The following is a 13,891-nucleotide window of genomic DNA, read 5'->3' as shown; positions in this document are numbered from 1 at the left end:
CGAGGGCGGCCCGACCGGCCGGTCGTCATGGCGGGGTGTTGGGACGCGGGGGCTGCGTCGGCCGAGGTGGAGACGGTTCGGCCCGTGAGGTGGGACCCGAGCTGTCGCGGGGGCCCCGAGCACGGTCCGCGGTGGTGCCGCGGTCGTCGCCGTCCGCTTCATTGCCCGCGAGGTGGGACTGCAACCGCTGGTGCCGGAACTCGAAGTACGCCCCCGACCGCCGGAGCACACCCCGCCGGTGGGCGTCCTCCAGGAAGCTCATCAGCCGCCAGGGCAGGCGCCCCGTGACCGCGAGCCAGACACGAGCCACGGTGAAGCGTCCCCAGGCGCTGAGCGCCAGCGCCGCCGTGCCCAGTGGCAGCCACAGCTGGGTACCGACGCTCGCCAGCCCGCCCCGGTCGCCGGGCAGCGCCACCACGGGCGCACAGACGGCGGCGGCGAACAGCGCGACCACACCCCCGCGCGTGAAGGACGCCGTTCGGTCCGTACGCAGTGAGGAGCCGGGAGCGGCCGCCCGCATGATGTCCGACGGCACGCTCAGCGCGCGGTAGACACCGCACACGCACCCGCCCACCACTCCGACCAGCACTCCACCCGCCACCACAGCCGGCAGGATCCGCTCCAGGACGCCCCGGGCCGGTCCCTGGGCGAGCCAGCCGCGCGCCGCCTGCGGCAGGACGGACCGCAGGTTCGCCGCGTAGGCCACCGTGGTGGAGGGCGGTGTTCCCGCTGCCGAGTTCCCGGTCAGTTCCAGGCGTACGACCACGGCGCCCTGCCGGGACTCGAACGCCGTGCGCCGGGCGGCGAAGGGGAGACACCGGCGGCTGCGCAGCAGGGGAATCGTGCAGTCCGAGGGCCGGGTGCCCTCGGGGTAGGCGATCGGACGGCCACCGCCGCCGGGGATCAGCAGCGTGCCCCGCAGCGGCCGCGAGGTGGTCGCCGCCCTGAGTCCGTTCGACTCGGTGAACCGCCAGCCGTCGATCTGTCGTCCAGCCAGTTCGGCGGGGGACCGAGAGGCGAGCATGGTCACCCCGGCCGCGGTGAGTCCGGCGGCCGTGCAGGCGGCGACCCCGAGCAACAGCGCTGCAGCCGTGCCCCGGACCAAGCCGGCGGCGAACCGCCGGGCGACAAGGGCGACCCCGGCCGGGTACGGGCCCTCCTGCCCGGCCTTGCGTGTGCCGCTCACCATCAGCGCCGTGCCCACCGCGACACACGTGGTGCCGATCACCAGGGACCAGGGGGTGCCGGACCGGCCGGACAGCGCCGTGCCCGCGGCGACCACCCCGCCGAGCAGCAGGGCGGTCCCGAGGGCCCGCGCCGCCGCTCGCCCCGCGGCACCGCTCCAGGGCAGGCTGAGCGGCACCGGCCGCCGCGGCAGTCCGGCCATGCCGAAGAACACGGTGAACAACAAGGAGAACAGGCATCCGCCGAGCAGGTCCGGCACCCAGCCGTCGGTGACCGAGCCGAAGCGGAAGCCGAACCGTAAGTCGTCGGCCCAGGCGAAGCCCGCCCACAGCAGTGCACTCACCGATACCGTCACCAGCAGCTGACGGGCGAGGAAACGCCGGTCCGGCGGGTTCCCGCCCGAGGGCAGCAGCCGCGCCGCGCCGAAGGCGAAGCCGAGGGTCTGGCCGAAGAGGGCGGCGATCACCGACACGGTGTCCTCGACGCCCGCAAGCTCACCGGCCGCGCGTACCAGCGTGACGGGCAGGACCAGCGCGGACAGTACGGCCATGGACAACAGTCCCGGCGCGTACACCCGCAGGACCCGCGGCACCATCGTGTCCAGTTCCCACCACGCCAGCAGCCTGGTGTCGCGCTGCTGCAAGGACCTGGCGAGCAGGGTGAGCCGACGCTCGGCACCGGTGGCAGCCCGGGGTCCCGAGTCCGCGAACGAGGCGGGCACGAAGGCTCCGATCAGGTGCTCCTCGACGGCGGCCACCGTGGCGAAGCGCTCCGTGCGGAGCAGCTCCGACGGATCGCCGGAGCCGTCGCCGTAGACCGCGCGGGCCAGCCCCACCATGAGGGGAGTGGTGAGCGCCCGCGCCGGCGGGGAGTGAGGCTGCTCGGCGAGCTGCCGCAATACCGGTGTCCACACGGTCGCCCGTGTCCCGTCCGGTGTCGGCAGGGGCCGGGCCGTGCGCTCCAGGTGGGCTCCGGCCTGGGCGAGGTCGAGGGGCAGCAACTCGACCACCTCGGCCGCGGTGAGCACGTCGCCCTCCGCCACCGCCGCAGCCCACGCATCGCCGCGGCTGGTGAGCAGCAGAGGCAGATCGACGTCGAGTTCGGCGTTGAGCCGTCGTACCGCCTCTCCGCAGGCGGAGCGTGCCAGTTCGTCGAAGCCGTCGAGGACCGGCAGGACGAGTCCCGCGTCCAGCAGGGCTCGAGCCAGGGTGCGCCGCTCGTCGGCCGCCGCAGCCAGCGGCGGATAGTCGGCGGCGAGCCTGGCGGCGAGCCACTCGCGCAGACCGGCCTGCCACGGGTCCCAGCCGGCCAGCGGGAAGATCACCGGGACCGGTCCGCCGCGGCGCCGCGCCGCCAGCCTGCCGAGAACGAACCGCAGGGCGAGCACGCTCTTCCCGGACCCCGGGCCGCCCAGCACCACCACCCGCCGCCCAGGCAGCGCCGCGAGCGATCCGGAGACATCCTCGACACCCTCGGGCCCGGCCTCGCGAGGCGCGGGCAGTGGGCGGGATCGCCGGATGTTCTCCGCATGATCGGCGAGCCGCCGGTCCGCAGGCGCCCACCCCACCTCGATCGGCACCGGGTCCTGGAGCCGTCGCAGCCGGGCCTCCGCCGCCCACTGGTCCCGTACGGCCTCGGCGAGCGCGTCGGCGGCCCTGCGCCGGTCCGCGTCGGCCGACCTCGGGGGCTGGTCGGCGTCGCCACGGAGGACGTCGGCCACGAGCGCCGCGACCGACAGCAGTGCTCCGATCACCGAGATCAGGACGCCCGCGACGGCGGCGTTCGACCACCAGAACTTCAGGACGGCCGCGAGCGCCGCGAGGGCGGCCCCGCTCACGGCGAAGCCCAGGCGCCGTCGCGCCCGCGCTCGGTGCCATCCGCCTCGCATATCCCCGCTCCCCGTACCTGATCCGGATGCCGTACCGCAGTGTCGGAAGCCTCGTTTCTAGCTGGCGAGGCACCGACGAACGGTCGGCTGGACACACGTATGAGGGAGCGCGCGGAGTCGTACGGGGGGCGGGTGGTGGTGTGATGCGGAGGCGGCGGCATGCGCCACAGGCATGGTCGATCAGCACATACGAGCAGACGCCAGGCCGATACGGGACCCCAGCGGGCGGAGTGCGACGAGACGTCGGCGCGGGGCACGCATCTGCACCCGGTCGTGCCGGAACGCCTGTGTCATCTCGCCCGCGGGCCTCCTGCTGTCCTGTCGCGCGTGGGCGTCCTGCGTGTCACCTGCCGTGAACGTCCGCCTCCGGCTCGACGGTCCTCTCCTCGGGCGGGAGCCGCACGGGGTAGGGCTCGCTGCGGCGAGGACACGGCTGAAGCCGTCGACCGCGAACGTGGCCGCCTGGTACGAGGCGATGTCCGGCGATCCGCCGACCTGCCCCCGACCGACGAGAACTGCACGATGATGCCCGCCCCCCTGTCGGCGCAGGCTGGGCCGCGCGGCCTTCGTGACGTTGTGGACACACCAGAAGTTCGTCTCGAACTGGGCACGGAAGTCGTTGTCGTCCGCCGTCTCGATGGCAGACACGTTCGCGTACCCCGCGTTCTTCACGAGCACGTCGATCCGCCCGAAGTGCGCGACCGTGGTCTCGACGGCCTCGCGGGCCGCATCCGCACCGGTAACGGCGAGGGCGAGGGGGGAGGACGCGGCCACCGAGCTGCAGACCGTCGACACCATCGCCGCGGCGACCAGCCTGGCGGGAGCCCTGTGGCAGATGGCCACACCCGGGCCCCGCCTGCGGGACCTCCACACGAGCGACCCCCGGCTCGGCCACGCCGTCGTCGAGGTGGAACCCCGGTTGAACCGTGTCCTCACAGTCTTCCTCACCGGGCTCGGCGTGGAGTCGCCCGCCACTGCCTGAGGCCGGCAAAGGCCGCCGAATGCGCCCACGGGCTCCGATGCGCCCACGGGCTCCGAACGGCATCTGTCACTCACCGCGGACAGTGCCCTCATCGGCTGCGAGGGTGGCGCCCGCCACGGGGCGGGCGCCACCGCCGACGACACTGGCTTGCTCTGCTGGACGGAAGGCGCGGCGCTAGGCTCGGCGGATGGGGCAAACCGGACAGTGCGGCGAAGGCGCGGGACCGTTCACGACCCGGCTCACCTGGACCCTGCCCGAGGGCGGTACTGCGGTCTGGGAGTCACGTCCCGCACGTAAGCGCGGAACGCTGAGCGTGCGCGCCGAAGGCGCCACCGAGGGGCGGCTGCGCAGTGCGGACACCGTGTCGCTGGTACGCCTGCGCAGGTTGAATGCCCTGGCGTCCGTCGCGTTCTGCGTCGGCGGACTCCTGTTCGCCCTCGGCGCGGGGGTCGCGCAGTTCGGGTCCGGCAGCCCTACGACGTGTGCCTCGATCTACTTCGCCGGGGGGCTGTTCTTCAACACCGGCGGCTACGCCTCCCTGCTCCAGGCGATCAACGCGCCGCACCGTGCCGACCACGGTGCCCTGACGACCTCCGCGTGGAAATGGTGGAGCTACGAGCCGCACCGGATCGACTGGCTGAGCACCTTCGTCCTGTTCGCCGGAACACTCGTCTTCGGCGTCAACCTTCTCGACTCCTTCCTGCACGGGCTCACCGTGCAGCAGACCAACCGGCTGATCTGGGCCCCGGACGTGATCGGATGCGCACTCTTCCTCATCTCCGGGCACCTCGCCTTCGGCGAGATCTGCCATGGATGGCCGTGGCCGTGGCCCTGTCTGCACGCGCGGAGCCTCGGCTGGTGGATCGTCGCGGTCAACCAGCTGGGTTCCTGGCTCTTCCTGGTCTCCGCCCTGGCCGCGTTCACCCGCCCGGCGACCGGCAGCCTGGTCAGCACCGGCATCGCCAACGGGGGAACCCTCGCCGGTGCACTGTGCTTCGCGGCAGGCGGAGTCCTCCAGTACTTCGAGCGGCCGGCCGGCACGGCCGTTGACCCGTGATCGTCATCTCCTCTGAGGTGCCGAGTGAGTGGGGCCTGCAACGGGGTGAAGCGGGACGGGCCGTGAAATGGCAGGCCGGGGGCCCGCGGAAGCGAGCACCCCGGACTGCCAGCCGGTGCGGCCGAGTATCCCCGAGCTGCCGGCTCCGGCCCGGGGAGAAGGAGTTCAGGAGCGCATGCGGCGGTCGGCGGGCGGTGAGGTTGCCGTCGGTACGGCCGGCGGATGGCGGTTCAGCAGCTCATGGCCCAGGTGTGGGAGCCACCTTGGTCGTTCGCACCTGCGTCGTAGCCGACTTCCTGGCCGGGGGCGAGGCAGATGGTGAGGCGTCCCGACAAGTCACGGCCCTCGTACACCTTGACGTGGTCCTTGACTCCCGGGCCGGAGATGCCGTGGTTCGCCCACGAGGAGTCGTGCTTGAACATGTCGCCCTCCCACCAGTGGTCGTCGCCGCTGTGCTCGATCTTCAGACCGGTGAGGTTGGCGTCGTTCCAGACACAGAAGTTGCCGGATCCGCACGGTACCGCCTGTGCCGTGGCCGAGGTGGCGAACAAGGCGCCGGCGGAGATCACCGTTGCGGCGAGAAGGGCGGCGAGGCGTTGCATGGTCGTGAGGCCCTGACGGGTCGGGCACGTGTCGGTCAGACGCTGCGTCGCGGCCTTGATGACATCGTCCGGGGTGCGGCGGTGTGGGGGAGCCTGGGACGCACAGCCCGACAGGGCGAGGGAGGCGACCAGAAGCAGGCTCCTGACGAGGAGTTGAGGGCCGGTCGGTGATCGGGCGACTCGTGGGGGAGGGGGCATCGGCGGATGAGGTGTGCTCTCTGTCCTGCTGCTTCCGTCGCGCGACCGCTGTCCCTTGCCGTCGAGCGGCAGAGTGAGGTTCTGAGCCGGTGCCGGGACGACACATGTCGGTGGCAGCCCTTATGGGTGGTCAATCAACTTGTGTGCCAATCCCACCACTTGGCGACTGGCCGTTGTGTGGGCCATTGGAGTGATCGGCAGTGGCGGCTCCGGCCCGACCATCTGCCGGACACAGGGCAGTCGGAGGTGCCGGTCGTTGTCGTCACCGGATGCCCATCGGTGCGGCTGGTGGGCGGAAGCCTGTCGGGGGCGTCCTTGTGCGGGTCGTTCGGCCTGCGCCGTGTCCCGCCGAAGACGGGCTGCGCCGCCCCTCGTGATGGGTGGGGCAGAGCCTCAGGCGCGAGCCAACTCGGCGTTCGCCCGCTCCGTGACCAGTGCCAACACGATGCCCGCGATCTCCAGGTCCTCGGTTGGAATGCCGGCGTAGAGCCGGGCGGAGATCTCGGCGGTCTCGGCGGTGGTGCTCTCGTACAGCTCCCGTCCGGCGTCCGTGAGTCGCATCCGGGATGCCTCCGCCGGGTCCTCTTCCATCAGTTCCGCGGCTGTCAGCTCCTCGATCACGTCACGCACGGCCGGCTCGTCGGTCTTCAGCGAGCCGCTGACGTCGGCGACGAGTTGGTCGCGGCCGATGGACTCGCCCGCGGCCACGACGGCCCGGAGCGTCACGCTCTGGTTGAACGTGGCGCCGTGGCGGGCCAGCACGCCCTCCAGCAGGGCGCGCCCGGCATAGTGCGCCAGGGCGATGACCCGGCCATTGACCGTGGGTGCGGTGGTGGTGGTCATGACTGCTCCTCGTCGTTTTGAGCGTGTGCGTCAAGGTCGTTCCGCGTGTGTGCATCAAGACGTGCGCCGAGCAGGGGCGCCGGCTTGCGGGTGAACTACTTCCGGGAGCCCCGCGGTGGCTGTGTCGGCTACCTCACCCGCTTCACATACAGTACATGGCTACTATGTACATGGCTACTATGTGCGAGCGGGCAGCCGGAACGAGATCGCGATCGGGCCGAGATACCTCGTTCGGCGGTCAGGCCGCGCGGCGTTCACAGGGTGAGCCCGCCGGACCCACCAGGGTTCGGCAGGTCCGTCGGCTTTCGTGGCTCGAGCGGGTCCGTTGGTTCTCGAGTGTTCGTCGCGTCCGAGACGTTGACTGGTTCTGATGTGTGCGGCTCCTTCGTCGGGACCCGACGAACACGGCGCCCATGAGGCGAACGGCCCTGCTGGTGCGCAATGACTTCCATGTGCTGGGAGGTAGTCGCGTCGAGACCGTCCCGTAGTTCATCGAGCGGTCCGGCGTCGCCAAAGGTCTCGTCCATCGTCAGGTAGGAGGATTCAAGGCGAGCGTTGCCTGATGCCTCGCGGGCCCGTTCGACGAGGTCCCGTTGGAGGGACCAGCCGGCGTTGTCCACTTGGTCCGCCAGCTGCGCCTGACGGACCACTTCGGGCAGGGTGCCGCGGCCGGCACGGTCTCGGGAGGGGTACAGCAGGGCGAGGGTGTCGGCGATGTCACGGAGGAAGACGGCTTCCAGCAGGGAAGGCTGGTCCAGACCGAAACCGCGAACCGCTTGATAGTGGTGGTGGAGGGTGACCTTGATGTCGTCGACCGTGGTTTCGTCATCAGCGGCCGCGAAGAGAGCGCACGAAGTGAGCAGTTCACGGCACAACCGGGCATTCAGCCAGGGCTGGCAGGCCTGCAGCGTCCGGATGGCGTAGCGCTGCTCGTGGCGAAGGAGGATGCGCTCCGGTTCGAGTTCTCCGAGCGCCAAGCCATGGTGGAGCAGCAGGCCCGACAGCGCGCGGACCAGTGCCTCGGCCACAGGAAGTCTCTCGCCGGCCGAGAGGGCAAGCAACTCTTCGGGAGGGTCGCCGCCCGGGTCGTGTTCGTCGAGCCGAATATCCAGCCAGTTCTTCAGGGCCCTTTGGAGGACATCGGTCGCCTGTGCCGGAGCGATCCTGGCGCTCGGCGTGCAAAGACTCCTCCATGTGCCCTGGGGCATGTCGGCGTGCCCCGCCGCCAGGTCGGTGCGCGCGAGGCCGAGAAGCCGGACAGGCGCCGACTGGGTCGGTGCATGGGTGACCAGCCGCCGTAACTCGTCCCATTGCCCGGGACGGGTCTCGACCTCATCGACCACCAGCAGGGTCGAATGCTGTAGCTCGGAAAGGATTTCCCTCAAACGGGTTTCGTGTGCTGTGCGCGTGACAAACCCCGAGTGCCATCTCCAGGTCCGTGCCTGCTTCACCAGTTCATGGGCGATGCGGGTCTTGCCCGACTGGGCCACCCCGTGAAGCAGCATCACCTTCTCCTGCGGCGGGGCCGATGCGCACCACTGCTCGAGCTTGCGGAGCGTGACCTCGGCTTCGCCCTGCAGAGGGAAGACCCCGTACTTGGCTTCCAGCAGCGCCGCAGGTGTGGAAGGCGGCGCCGACGGCAGCGTCAGGACCTCACTCAGCAGTACCGGTTCCGCTTCCCGGGGGAGTTGCTCCCCGGCGAACACGCCGTCGAGACAGGGGTACTTCAGCATGCGCTCGGCCGGCATTACGACCAAGGTGCCGTCGGTGTAAGCCTGTATCAGGGTGCCCACGAGGAGTCCGCCGTCGATGCTGTGCATCGCTGTGCCGGACAGGCCCGCCGCCCGGCCGGGTCCGACGCCGAAGCGGGCCGCGCCGTCGGTCCGCTCCAGCACCCACGCGCCCTGCCAGAGCTTGCGGGCCGTGTCGATGACTCCGGTGACAGTGCGCGGGGTCGTGGTGCGCCGATGCCGCTCGTAGGCCGGGAAGCCGACACCTTCGAGATCGTGCCAGCCCTTGGTCGCGTACGTGCCCCAGCGCACCGGACCGGCAGGGCCAAGTCTCGTGCTGTCCTCCTCGGTCAGCTGCAGGATTGCGGCGTCCGGGCCCGGCTCGCCCCGGCCGGGGTGACCCTTCTGCCGATTCGCCGGCGCGCAGCATTCTCTGGAATTCCACACCACGGCGGTCTCGTAGGTCTCGCCGGGCCGGTCCTGGAAGACCACCGAGGCCTTTCCCGCGCGGCCGTCGAGGTCCAGAGCATGGGCCACGGTCAGAAGCAGACGGTTGCTGATGCGGTATCCGGAGGCCTGCTTCGTCGTGTCCGGCCGGCTTCGCGTCTCGACTGCCACCACCCGGGCAGAAACCGTCACGGGGCGCCTTCCGGGTAGTCTTCACCGGTTTGCGGGGCCTTGAAGGCCGGGTCTCCGGCGATGGGGTCCGGGCCGAGGGAGCCGGTGTCCGTCGAGTCGCAGATGGGCACCGATCCGGCGGCCTTGAGAGTGACCTTCATCCGTTGGGTCCGGGTCCTGGCCCGCTCGTGGCGGGCGTCCGCAGAGACGACCCAGGCTTTCACCCCACCCCCGGCTGCTCCCGAACGGCGCAGCTCCACAGCCAACTCGAGTTCCACGGACTCGACAGTGAACCGCAGAAGATGGCCCTCACCCTGTGCGGCTGCCCGCTCCAGACCGAGCCGTACTGCCTCGATGGCGTCCCCGAGCTCGGCGCCGTCGTTACTCTGCGGCATTCGCTTCACCCCCCGAGACCAATCACTGTGCCTCGCAGCAGCCGCCCTGGGAAGACCGCAGGCCTGGCGCAGGCGTGGTGGTGTTGTTCGATCGTCTGACGCCTGCTCCCCGGCCGGCGGTCGGCGACGTACTTCGCGATGCCTTCTGCCGAGCACGAGAGGGCCGGAATTGGTTTCGTCGGCCGGCAGTCGGTGGTACCGATCGGCCGTTGCTGTCGGTGACCTGGGCTGCTGTGAGGCGAGCGGTCACGCCGGGTGCGTTGAGAGGTGGGTGCCGATGACGTCGGATACGGAGGAGCCGCGCGGCGCGGTCCTGGTGGTCGGTGCCACGGGCCGGCAAGGGGGAGCGGTGGCGCGCCATCTACTGGCGGCGGGCAGGCAGGTGCGGGCGCTTACCCGCAATCCCGTCAAGCCTGCGGCCCGCGCTCTGGCGGACCAGGGTGCGCAGGTGGTCGCCGGGGATCTGGGGGACGCGGATTCGCTGCGCGATGCCTTGGCGGATGCCCAGGCGGTGTTCTGCGTGACGCAGTTCTTCGAGGCGGGTTACGAGGGCGAGGTGGCACAGGGCCGCCTCATGGTGGACCTTGCGGCGCATGCGGGGGTCGGGCATTTCGTGTTCAGCTCGGTGGGCAGCGCCGACAAGAACACCGGGATTCCGCATTTCGACAGCAAGTACGAGATCGAACGGTACCTCGCCCGGAGTTCGTTGCCCTTCACCGTGCTGCGGCCGGTGTTCCTGATGGAGAACTGGGAGGGCCGTCGGCAAGAGATCATGGACGGCTTTCTGGAGACACCGCTGTCACCTGATCGACCGGTGCAGCAGGTCGGCGTCGACGACATCGGTGCCTTCGCCCTGCTGGCCCTGAGCCGACCCGACGAGTGGAAGGGACGATCGGTGGATCTGGCCGGGGACGAGCTGTCGACAGCACAGTCCGCCGACGTCTTCGCCCGGGTCCTGCAGCGGCCGGTGGAGGTGCGACGGGTCTCCTGGGACGACTTCCGCGATCGGCAGGGCGAGGAGATGTACGTGATGAACCGCTGGTTCGAGACCACCGGCTACGCAGCCGACCCGGGCCGGCTGCGTGAGCTGCGTCCCGGGATGCTGTCGCTGGAGGACTACCTGCGCGGGCACGGCTGGGGTCTGGACTGACACCGCCGGCACCACCGGCCGGCCCGTGACGTGTCTCAAGCGTGCCCGTGGAGATGGTCCGCCAATTCCTCGTTGCCGGGAGGCGGGGGCAGGGAGCGGGAGCGGCCGGGACGCAGCCCGTCGAGGAAGACGCCGAGGTGGCGTGCCGTGAGTGCGGCGGCCTGTGGCGGCGGGAGGTGGGGCAGGGGGCGGCACAGCAGCGCGGCGGTGGTGATCAGGTCCACCGCGGTCACGTCCGCACGGATCACGTTGCCCCGGCGCCCCTGAGCCAGGACCTCCTCCAGGGTGGCGGAGATCTCCCGCTGCAGCTCGCGGGCCTGCGGGGCGTCGGTCTGGGGTCCGCCGATCAGAGGCAGGGCCAGCGAGTCGCGGTTGTCGATCACGCTCTGCAGGAACGCCTCGACGGCCGCGGACGGATCCGTCTGCGCGGACGTCGCGGCCGCACGTGCGGCTGCGAGCACGAGGTCGAACCCCTCGATGACGACCTGGGCGATCAGCGCATCACGGCTGGGAAAGCGCCGGTAGAGAGTGGCGATGTTCACGCCCGCGCGACGCGCGATCTCTTCCAGCGGAACGGCGGTTCCCGCCTCCAGGAAGGCGCTGCGGGCGGCAGTCAGGATCTGGGCGCGGTTACGCGCTGCGTCGGTACGCAACCGCGCCGTTGGGCGCCCTTCGGCCGGGCTGGCGGTCACCGGGGTCACCTCTGATGTCGTCGTGGTCTGCCCGTCGAGAGTACGACACCCAGGAAGTGAAGGATTCCCTGCGGTTAGTGTTAGCCTCGGCATGCGGGCACCGCGCCGCGACGACAGGGAGCGCCCGAAACGCTTGCTGTGGGCGCACACCTGCACCGGCTGCTGTGCGGCGCACACCTGCACCGGCGCACCCGCACGCCCGGCAAGGGCTCAACCAGCGGCGAGAGGAACACATCCGATGACAGCAGTGGACCGTTCGCGATTCACGGGCAAGGTCGCCGTCGTCACCGGCGGCAGCAGAGGCATCGGCGCGGCGGTCGCCACCCGGCTGGCCGGGGAGGGGGCCGCCGTCGTCATCGGCTACCGGGGCAACGAGCAGGCGGCGCAGGACCTGGTCGCCACGCTCCGCGCCGACGGCGCCCGTGCCCTCGCGCTCCGCGCCGACGTCGCCGACCCCGACCAGACCAAGCTCCTCATCGATCAGGCCGTAGAGGAGTTCGGGCGGCTCGATGTCCTCGCATCGTGCGCGGGCATCGAGCACTTCGACGCCCTGGAGAACATCACCCCGGCCGACTTCGACCACGTCTTCGCCGTCAACACCCGCGGCCAGCTGTTCGCCGCCCAGCATGCCGCCGCCCACATGGCCGTCGGCGGCAGGATCGTGCTCACCTCCTCCGTCAGCGCCTCGCGCGCGGTCTTCGGCCACACCCTGTACGCGGCATCCAAGGCAGCCGTGGAAGCGATGGTCCTCAACCTGTCCGCCGAACTCGGCCGGCGCGGCATCACCATCAACGCCATCGCCCCTGGTGGCACCGCCACCGACATGGCAGCCGAACACGGCCCCAGCTACCAGCACCCCAAGCTCCGGGGCGCCATGCCCCTGCCGCAGTGGGTCGAGGTCCACGGCGCGCTCGGCCGCCTCGCGCAGCCGGAGGAGGTGGCCGCCGGATACGCCTTCCTCGCCTCCGACGCCGCCGCCTATCTCACCGGCCGCACCCTCCCCCTGGACGGCGGCTTCTTCTGACCTCCCTGCACCTGCCCATGCCCTGCTGCGAGACCGGCTCCCGCCCCTGCGCGTCCCGGTCCCCGCGGCCCCGCAGTCGACAAGAAGGCACCATGCCCTCCCCGAATCTCCCTACAGCCGTCGAGACCAGCCGTCCCCGCCACCGGGCGGAACACGCCGACCGGCATCCTCACCAGCTGGCCGACACCGAACACGGCATACCCGCCCCGGTCCTGGACGCCGGTGCCCCGACCCGCAAAGCGATCACCGTTCCCGTGATCACCTCGTTGCTCGTGGGCGCCGCGTTCATCGCTGTCTTCCTCGCGGCCTTCCACGCCCCCGCCTCCCACCGGCTGCCGCTGGGCATAGCCGCCTCCGACGCGGCAGCAGCCCGAGTCGAACTGGCGGTCAACGACCTCGACGGCCAGGCCATGAGCTTCCACCGCTACCCGGATCCCGCAGCCGCCCGCGCCGCCGTCCGGCGTGATGAGGTCCCCGCCGCACTGGTCGCCGATGCACACCGGAGCCTGAAGCTCATGGTGGCCGGCGCCCAGGGGCCCTCCGCGACCGGCTCGCTCCAGGCCACCCTGACCGCAGCGCTCGGCCGTCCGGTCCCCGTCACCGACGTGGTGCCTCTGGACTCACGCGATTCCCGTGGGCTGTCGATCTTCTACTCGTGCTTCGGGGTCGTCCTGGCCGGCTACCTGTTCGCCGTGTCCTCGTACCAGATCGCCCCCCGTATGGCCCTCATCGCGCGCGTGGCCAGCATGGCCGCCTTCTCCGTCGCCTCCGGCCTGATCGTCGCCGCCATCGCCTGTCTTGCCCTGGGAGCGATCCCGGCCTCCTTCGCCACCACCGCGGCCGTCACCGCCCTGCTCGCCTTCGCCCTGGCCGCCTCCGCCAGCCTGATCATGCGCGCGTGCGGACCCGCCGGAATCCCGCTGGCCTCCATCGCGCTGCTCATCCTCGGCAATGCGTCCAGCGGCGGCATCCTGCCCCCGCAGTACCTGCCCGCATGGCTGGAGCCCCTCGCCTACGCCATGCCCCCGGGCATCGCCGTCCGTGCCCTGCGCGACGCGGCCTACTTCCACTCGGCGCACCTTTCGGCCGGGCTCGCCCTGCTCGCCGGCTGGAGCGCCGTCAGCCTCACCGTCCACTACACACTGGACCGCGCATCCCGGCACCGCGCCAAGGCCGGGACGACGACGGCTTGGGCAACCTGATCGCCCCGGCCGCACTCCGCACACTCGAGGACCGAGAGTCTCTGCCGGCTCACACCGCCACCACCCGCAGGAGTCCGCGATGCCCGCCGCCGACCCGCTCGTACCCCGTCCCGGGTCCGACGACCCGCACGCCCTGCGCGAGCGGATCCACGAAACGCTCCGGACGGAAATCGTCGACGGCGCCCAGCCTCCCGGCCGGCTGACGGACGAGCACCGCACGGCCGAGCGGCTCCAGGCACCGCACGCACCGGTCCGTGAAGCCGTGCTCACCCTCGCCTCCCGTCGCCTGCTCCACTAGACAGGCACCACCACCGCCCAAGTGACC

12 protein-coding genes and 1 pseudogene are annotated in these 13,891 nt (G+C 71.1%); 6 read left to right on the top strand and 7 right to left on the bottom strand.

All coding sequences use genetic code 11. From position 1 onward, the window contains the following. Positions 1-25: 25 nt before the first annotated feature. Both AB0H32_RS14675 and AB0H32_RS14670 read right to left on the bottom strand, forming a co-directional pair. On the bottom strand, positions 26-3,073 hold the full coding sequence (locus AB0H32_RS14675) for an NACHT domain-containing protein (protein ID WP_361119373.1): 3,048 nt from the start codon (positions 3,071-3,073) through the stop codon (positions 26-28). 180 nt (positions 3,074-3,253) lie between these two features. Then, positions 3,254-3,871: an SDR family NAD(P)-dependent oxidoreductase gene (locus tag AB0H32_RS14670; RefSeq protein WP_361119371.1), complete on the bottom strand. Its 618-nt coding sequence runs from the start codon at positions 3,869-3,871 to the stop codon at positions 3,254-3,256. On the opposite strand from AB0H32_RS14670, the pseudogene AB0H32_RS14665 reads away from it, so the two are divergent. Together AB0H32_RS14665 and AB0H32_RS14660 are read left to right on the top strand one after the other, a co-directional pair. Further along, positions 3,846-4,055: pseudogene (locus AB0H32_RS14665) on the top strand (TetR/AcrR family transcriptional regulator); the annotation flags it as partial. The gene AB0H32_RS14670 and the pseudogene AB0H32_RS14665 sit on opposite strands and share 26 nt — an antisense overlap. Positions 4,056-4,242: 187 nt before the next feature. After that, positions 4,243-5,112 (top strand): hypothetical protein, encoded by an 870-nt coding sequence (locus AB0H32_RS14660; protein ID WP_361119369.1) that lies wholly within the window; start codon positions 4,243-4,245, stop codon positions 5,110-5,112. A gap of 230 nt (positions 5,113-5,342) precedes the next feature. Here the strand turns inward: AB0H32_RS14660 and AB0H32_RS14655 are convergent, their stop codons facing one another. From AB0H32_RS14655 to AB0H32_RS14640, 4 genes are all read right to left on the bottom strand, one after another. Next, entirely contained in the window at positions 5,343-5,912 is a 570-nt protein-coding gene (locus AB0H32_RS14655; RefSeq protein WP_361119368.1) for a peptidase inhibitor family I36 protein, read from the bottom strand. Positions 5,913-6,305: 393 nt separating this feature from the next. Continuing rightward, on the bottom strand, positions 6,306-6,755 hold the full coding sequence (locus AB0H32_RS14650) for a MarR family transcriptional regulator (protein WP_361119366.1): 450 nt from the start codon (positions 6,753-6,755) through the stop codon (positions 6,306-6,308). 254 nt (positions 6,756-7,009) lie between these two features. After that, positions 7,010-9,124 (bottom strand): hypothetical protein, encoded by a 2,115-nt coding sequence (locus AB0H32_RS14645; protein WP_361119364.1) that lies wholly within the window; start codon positions 9,122-9,124, stop codon positions 7,010-7,012. Then, positions 9,121-9,498: a trypco2 family protein gene (locus tag AB0H32_RS14640; protein ID WP_361119362.1), complete on the bottom strand. Its 378-nt coding sequence runs from the start codon at positions 9,496-9,498 to the stop codon at positions 9,121-9,123. The genes AB0H32_RS14645 and AB0H32_RS14640 overlap by 4 nt, the downstream gene beginning before the upstream one ends. 277 nt (positions 9,499-9,775) lie before the next feature. On the opposite strand from AB0H32_RS14640, the gene AB0H32_RS14635 reads away from it, so the two are divergent. After that, entirely contained in the window at positions 9,776-10,648 is an 873-nt protein-coding gene (locus tag AB0H32_RS14635; RefSeq protein WP_361119360.1) for an NmrA/HSCARG family protein, read from the top strand. Positions 10,649-10,683: 35 nt separating this feature from the next. On the opposite strand, the gene AB0H32_RS14630 is transcribed toward AB0H32_RS14635, so the two are convergent. Further along, complete coding sequence (locus AB0H32_RS14630) at positions 10,684-11,340, bottom strand: TetR family transcriptional regulator (RefSeq protein ID WP_361119358.1); 657 nt, start codon at positions 11,338-11,340, stop codon at positions 10,684-10,686. A gap of 238 nt (positions 11,341-11,578) precedes the next feature. On the opposite strand from AB0H32_RS14630, the gene AB0H32_RS14625 reads away from it, so the two are divergent. The 3 genes from AB0H32_RS14625 (at position 11,579) to AB0H32_RS14615 (ending at position 13,864) form a co-directional block, all read left to right on the top strand. Then, positions 11,579-12,364: an SDR family oxidoreductase gene (locus AB0H32_RS14625; RefSeq protein ID WP_361119356.1), complete on the top strand. Its 786-nt coding sequence runs from the start codon at positions 11,579-11,581 to the stop codon at positions 12,362-12,364. 92 nt (positions 12,365-12,456) lie between these two features. After that, positions 12,457-13,566 carry an ABC transporter permease gene (locus AB0H32_RS14620; protein WP_361119354.1) on the top strand — a complete coding sequence of 370 codons (1,110 nt, stop codon included), beginning with the start codon at positions 12,457-12,459 and terminating at the stop codon, positions 13,564-13,566. Positions 13,567-13,645: 79 nt separating this feature from the next. Continuing rightward, the gene (locus AB0H32_RS14615) at positions 13,646-13,864 is read left to right on the top strand and encodes a hypothetical protein (RefSeq protein ID WP_361119352.1); all 219 of its coding nucleotides are present in this window, start codon (positions 13,646-13,648) and stop codon (positions 13,862-13,864) included. Positions 13,865-13,891 lie beyond the last annotated feature (27 nt).

This window comes from Streptomyces sp. NPDC020362, from assembly GCF_040642095.1.
Classification (GTDB): Bacteria; Actinomycetota; Actinomycetes; order Streptomycetales; family Streptomycetaceae; genus Streptomyces.
Note: the sequence above shows the minus strand (reverse complement) of the source record. Positions and strands in the feature narration are given on the sequence as shown.

Bases quoted from the DNA above. Each gene is read 5' to 3' on its own strand.
- AB0H32_RS14650 (WP_361119366.1), bottom strand. From the start codon at position 6,755: ATGACCACCACCACCGCACCCACGGTCAATGGCCGGGTCATCGCCCTG.
- AB0H32_RS14620 (WP_361119354.1), top strand. From the start codon at position 12,457: ATGCCCTCCCCGAATCTCCCTACAGCCGTCGAGACCAGCCGTCCCCGC.
- AB0H32_RS14675 (WP_361119373.1), bottom strand. From the start codon at position 3,073: ATGCGAGGCGGATGGCACCGAGCGCGGGCGCGACGGCGCCTGGGCTTC.
- AB0H32_RS14655 (WP_361119368.1), bottom strand. From the start codon at position 5,912: ATGCCCCCTCCCCCACGAGTCGCCCGATCACCGACCGGCCCTCAACTC.
- AB0H32_RS14615 (WP_361119352.1), top strand. From the start codon at position 13,646: ATGCCCGCCGCCGACCCGCTCGTACCCCGTCCCGGGTCCGACGACCCG.
- AB0H32_RS14635 (WP_361119360.1), top strand. From the start codon at position 9,776: ATGACGTCGGATACGGAGGAGCCGCGCGGCGCGGTCCTGGTGGTCGGT.
- AB0H32_RS14670 (WP_361119371.1), bottom strand. From the start codon at position 3,871: ATGGTGTCGACGGTCTGCAGCTCGGTGGCCGCGTCCTCCCCCCTCGCC.
- AB0H32_RS14660 (WP_361119369.1), top strand. From the start codon at position 4,243: ATGGGGCAAACCGGACAGTGCGGCGAAGGCGCGGGACCGTTCACGACC.
- AB0H32_RS14640 (WP_361119362.1), bottom strand. From the start codon at position 9,498: ATGCCGCAGAGTAACGACGGCGCCGAGCTCGGGGACGCCATCGAGGCA.
- AB0H32_RS14625 (WP_361119356.1), top strand. From the start codon at position 11,579: ATGACAGCAGTGGACCGTTCGCGATTCACGGGCAAGGTCGCCGTCGTC.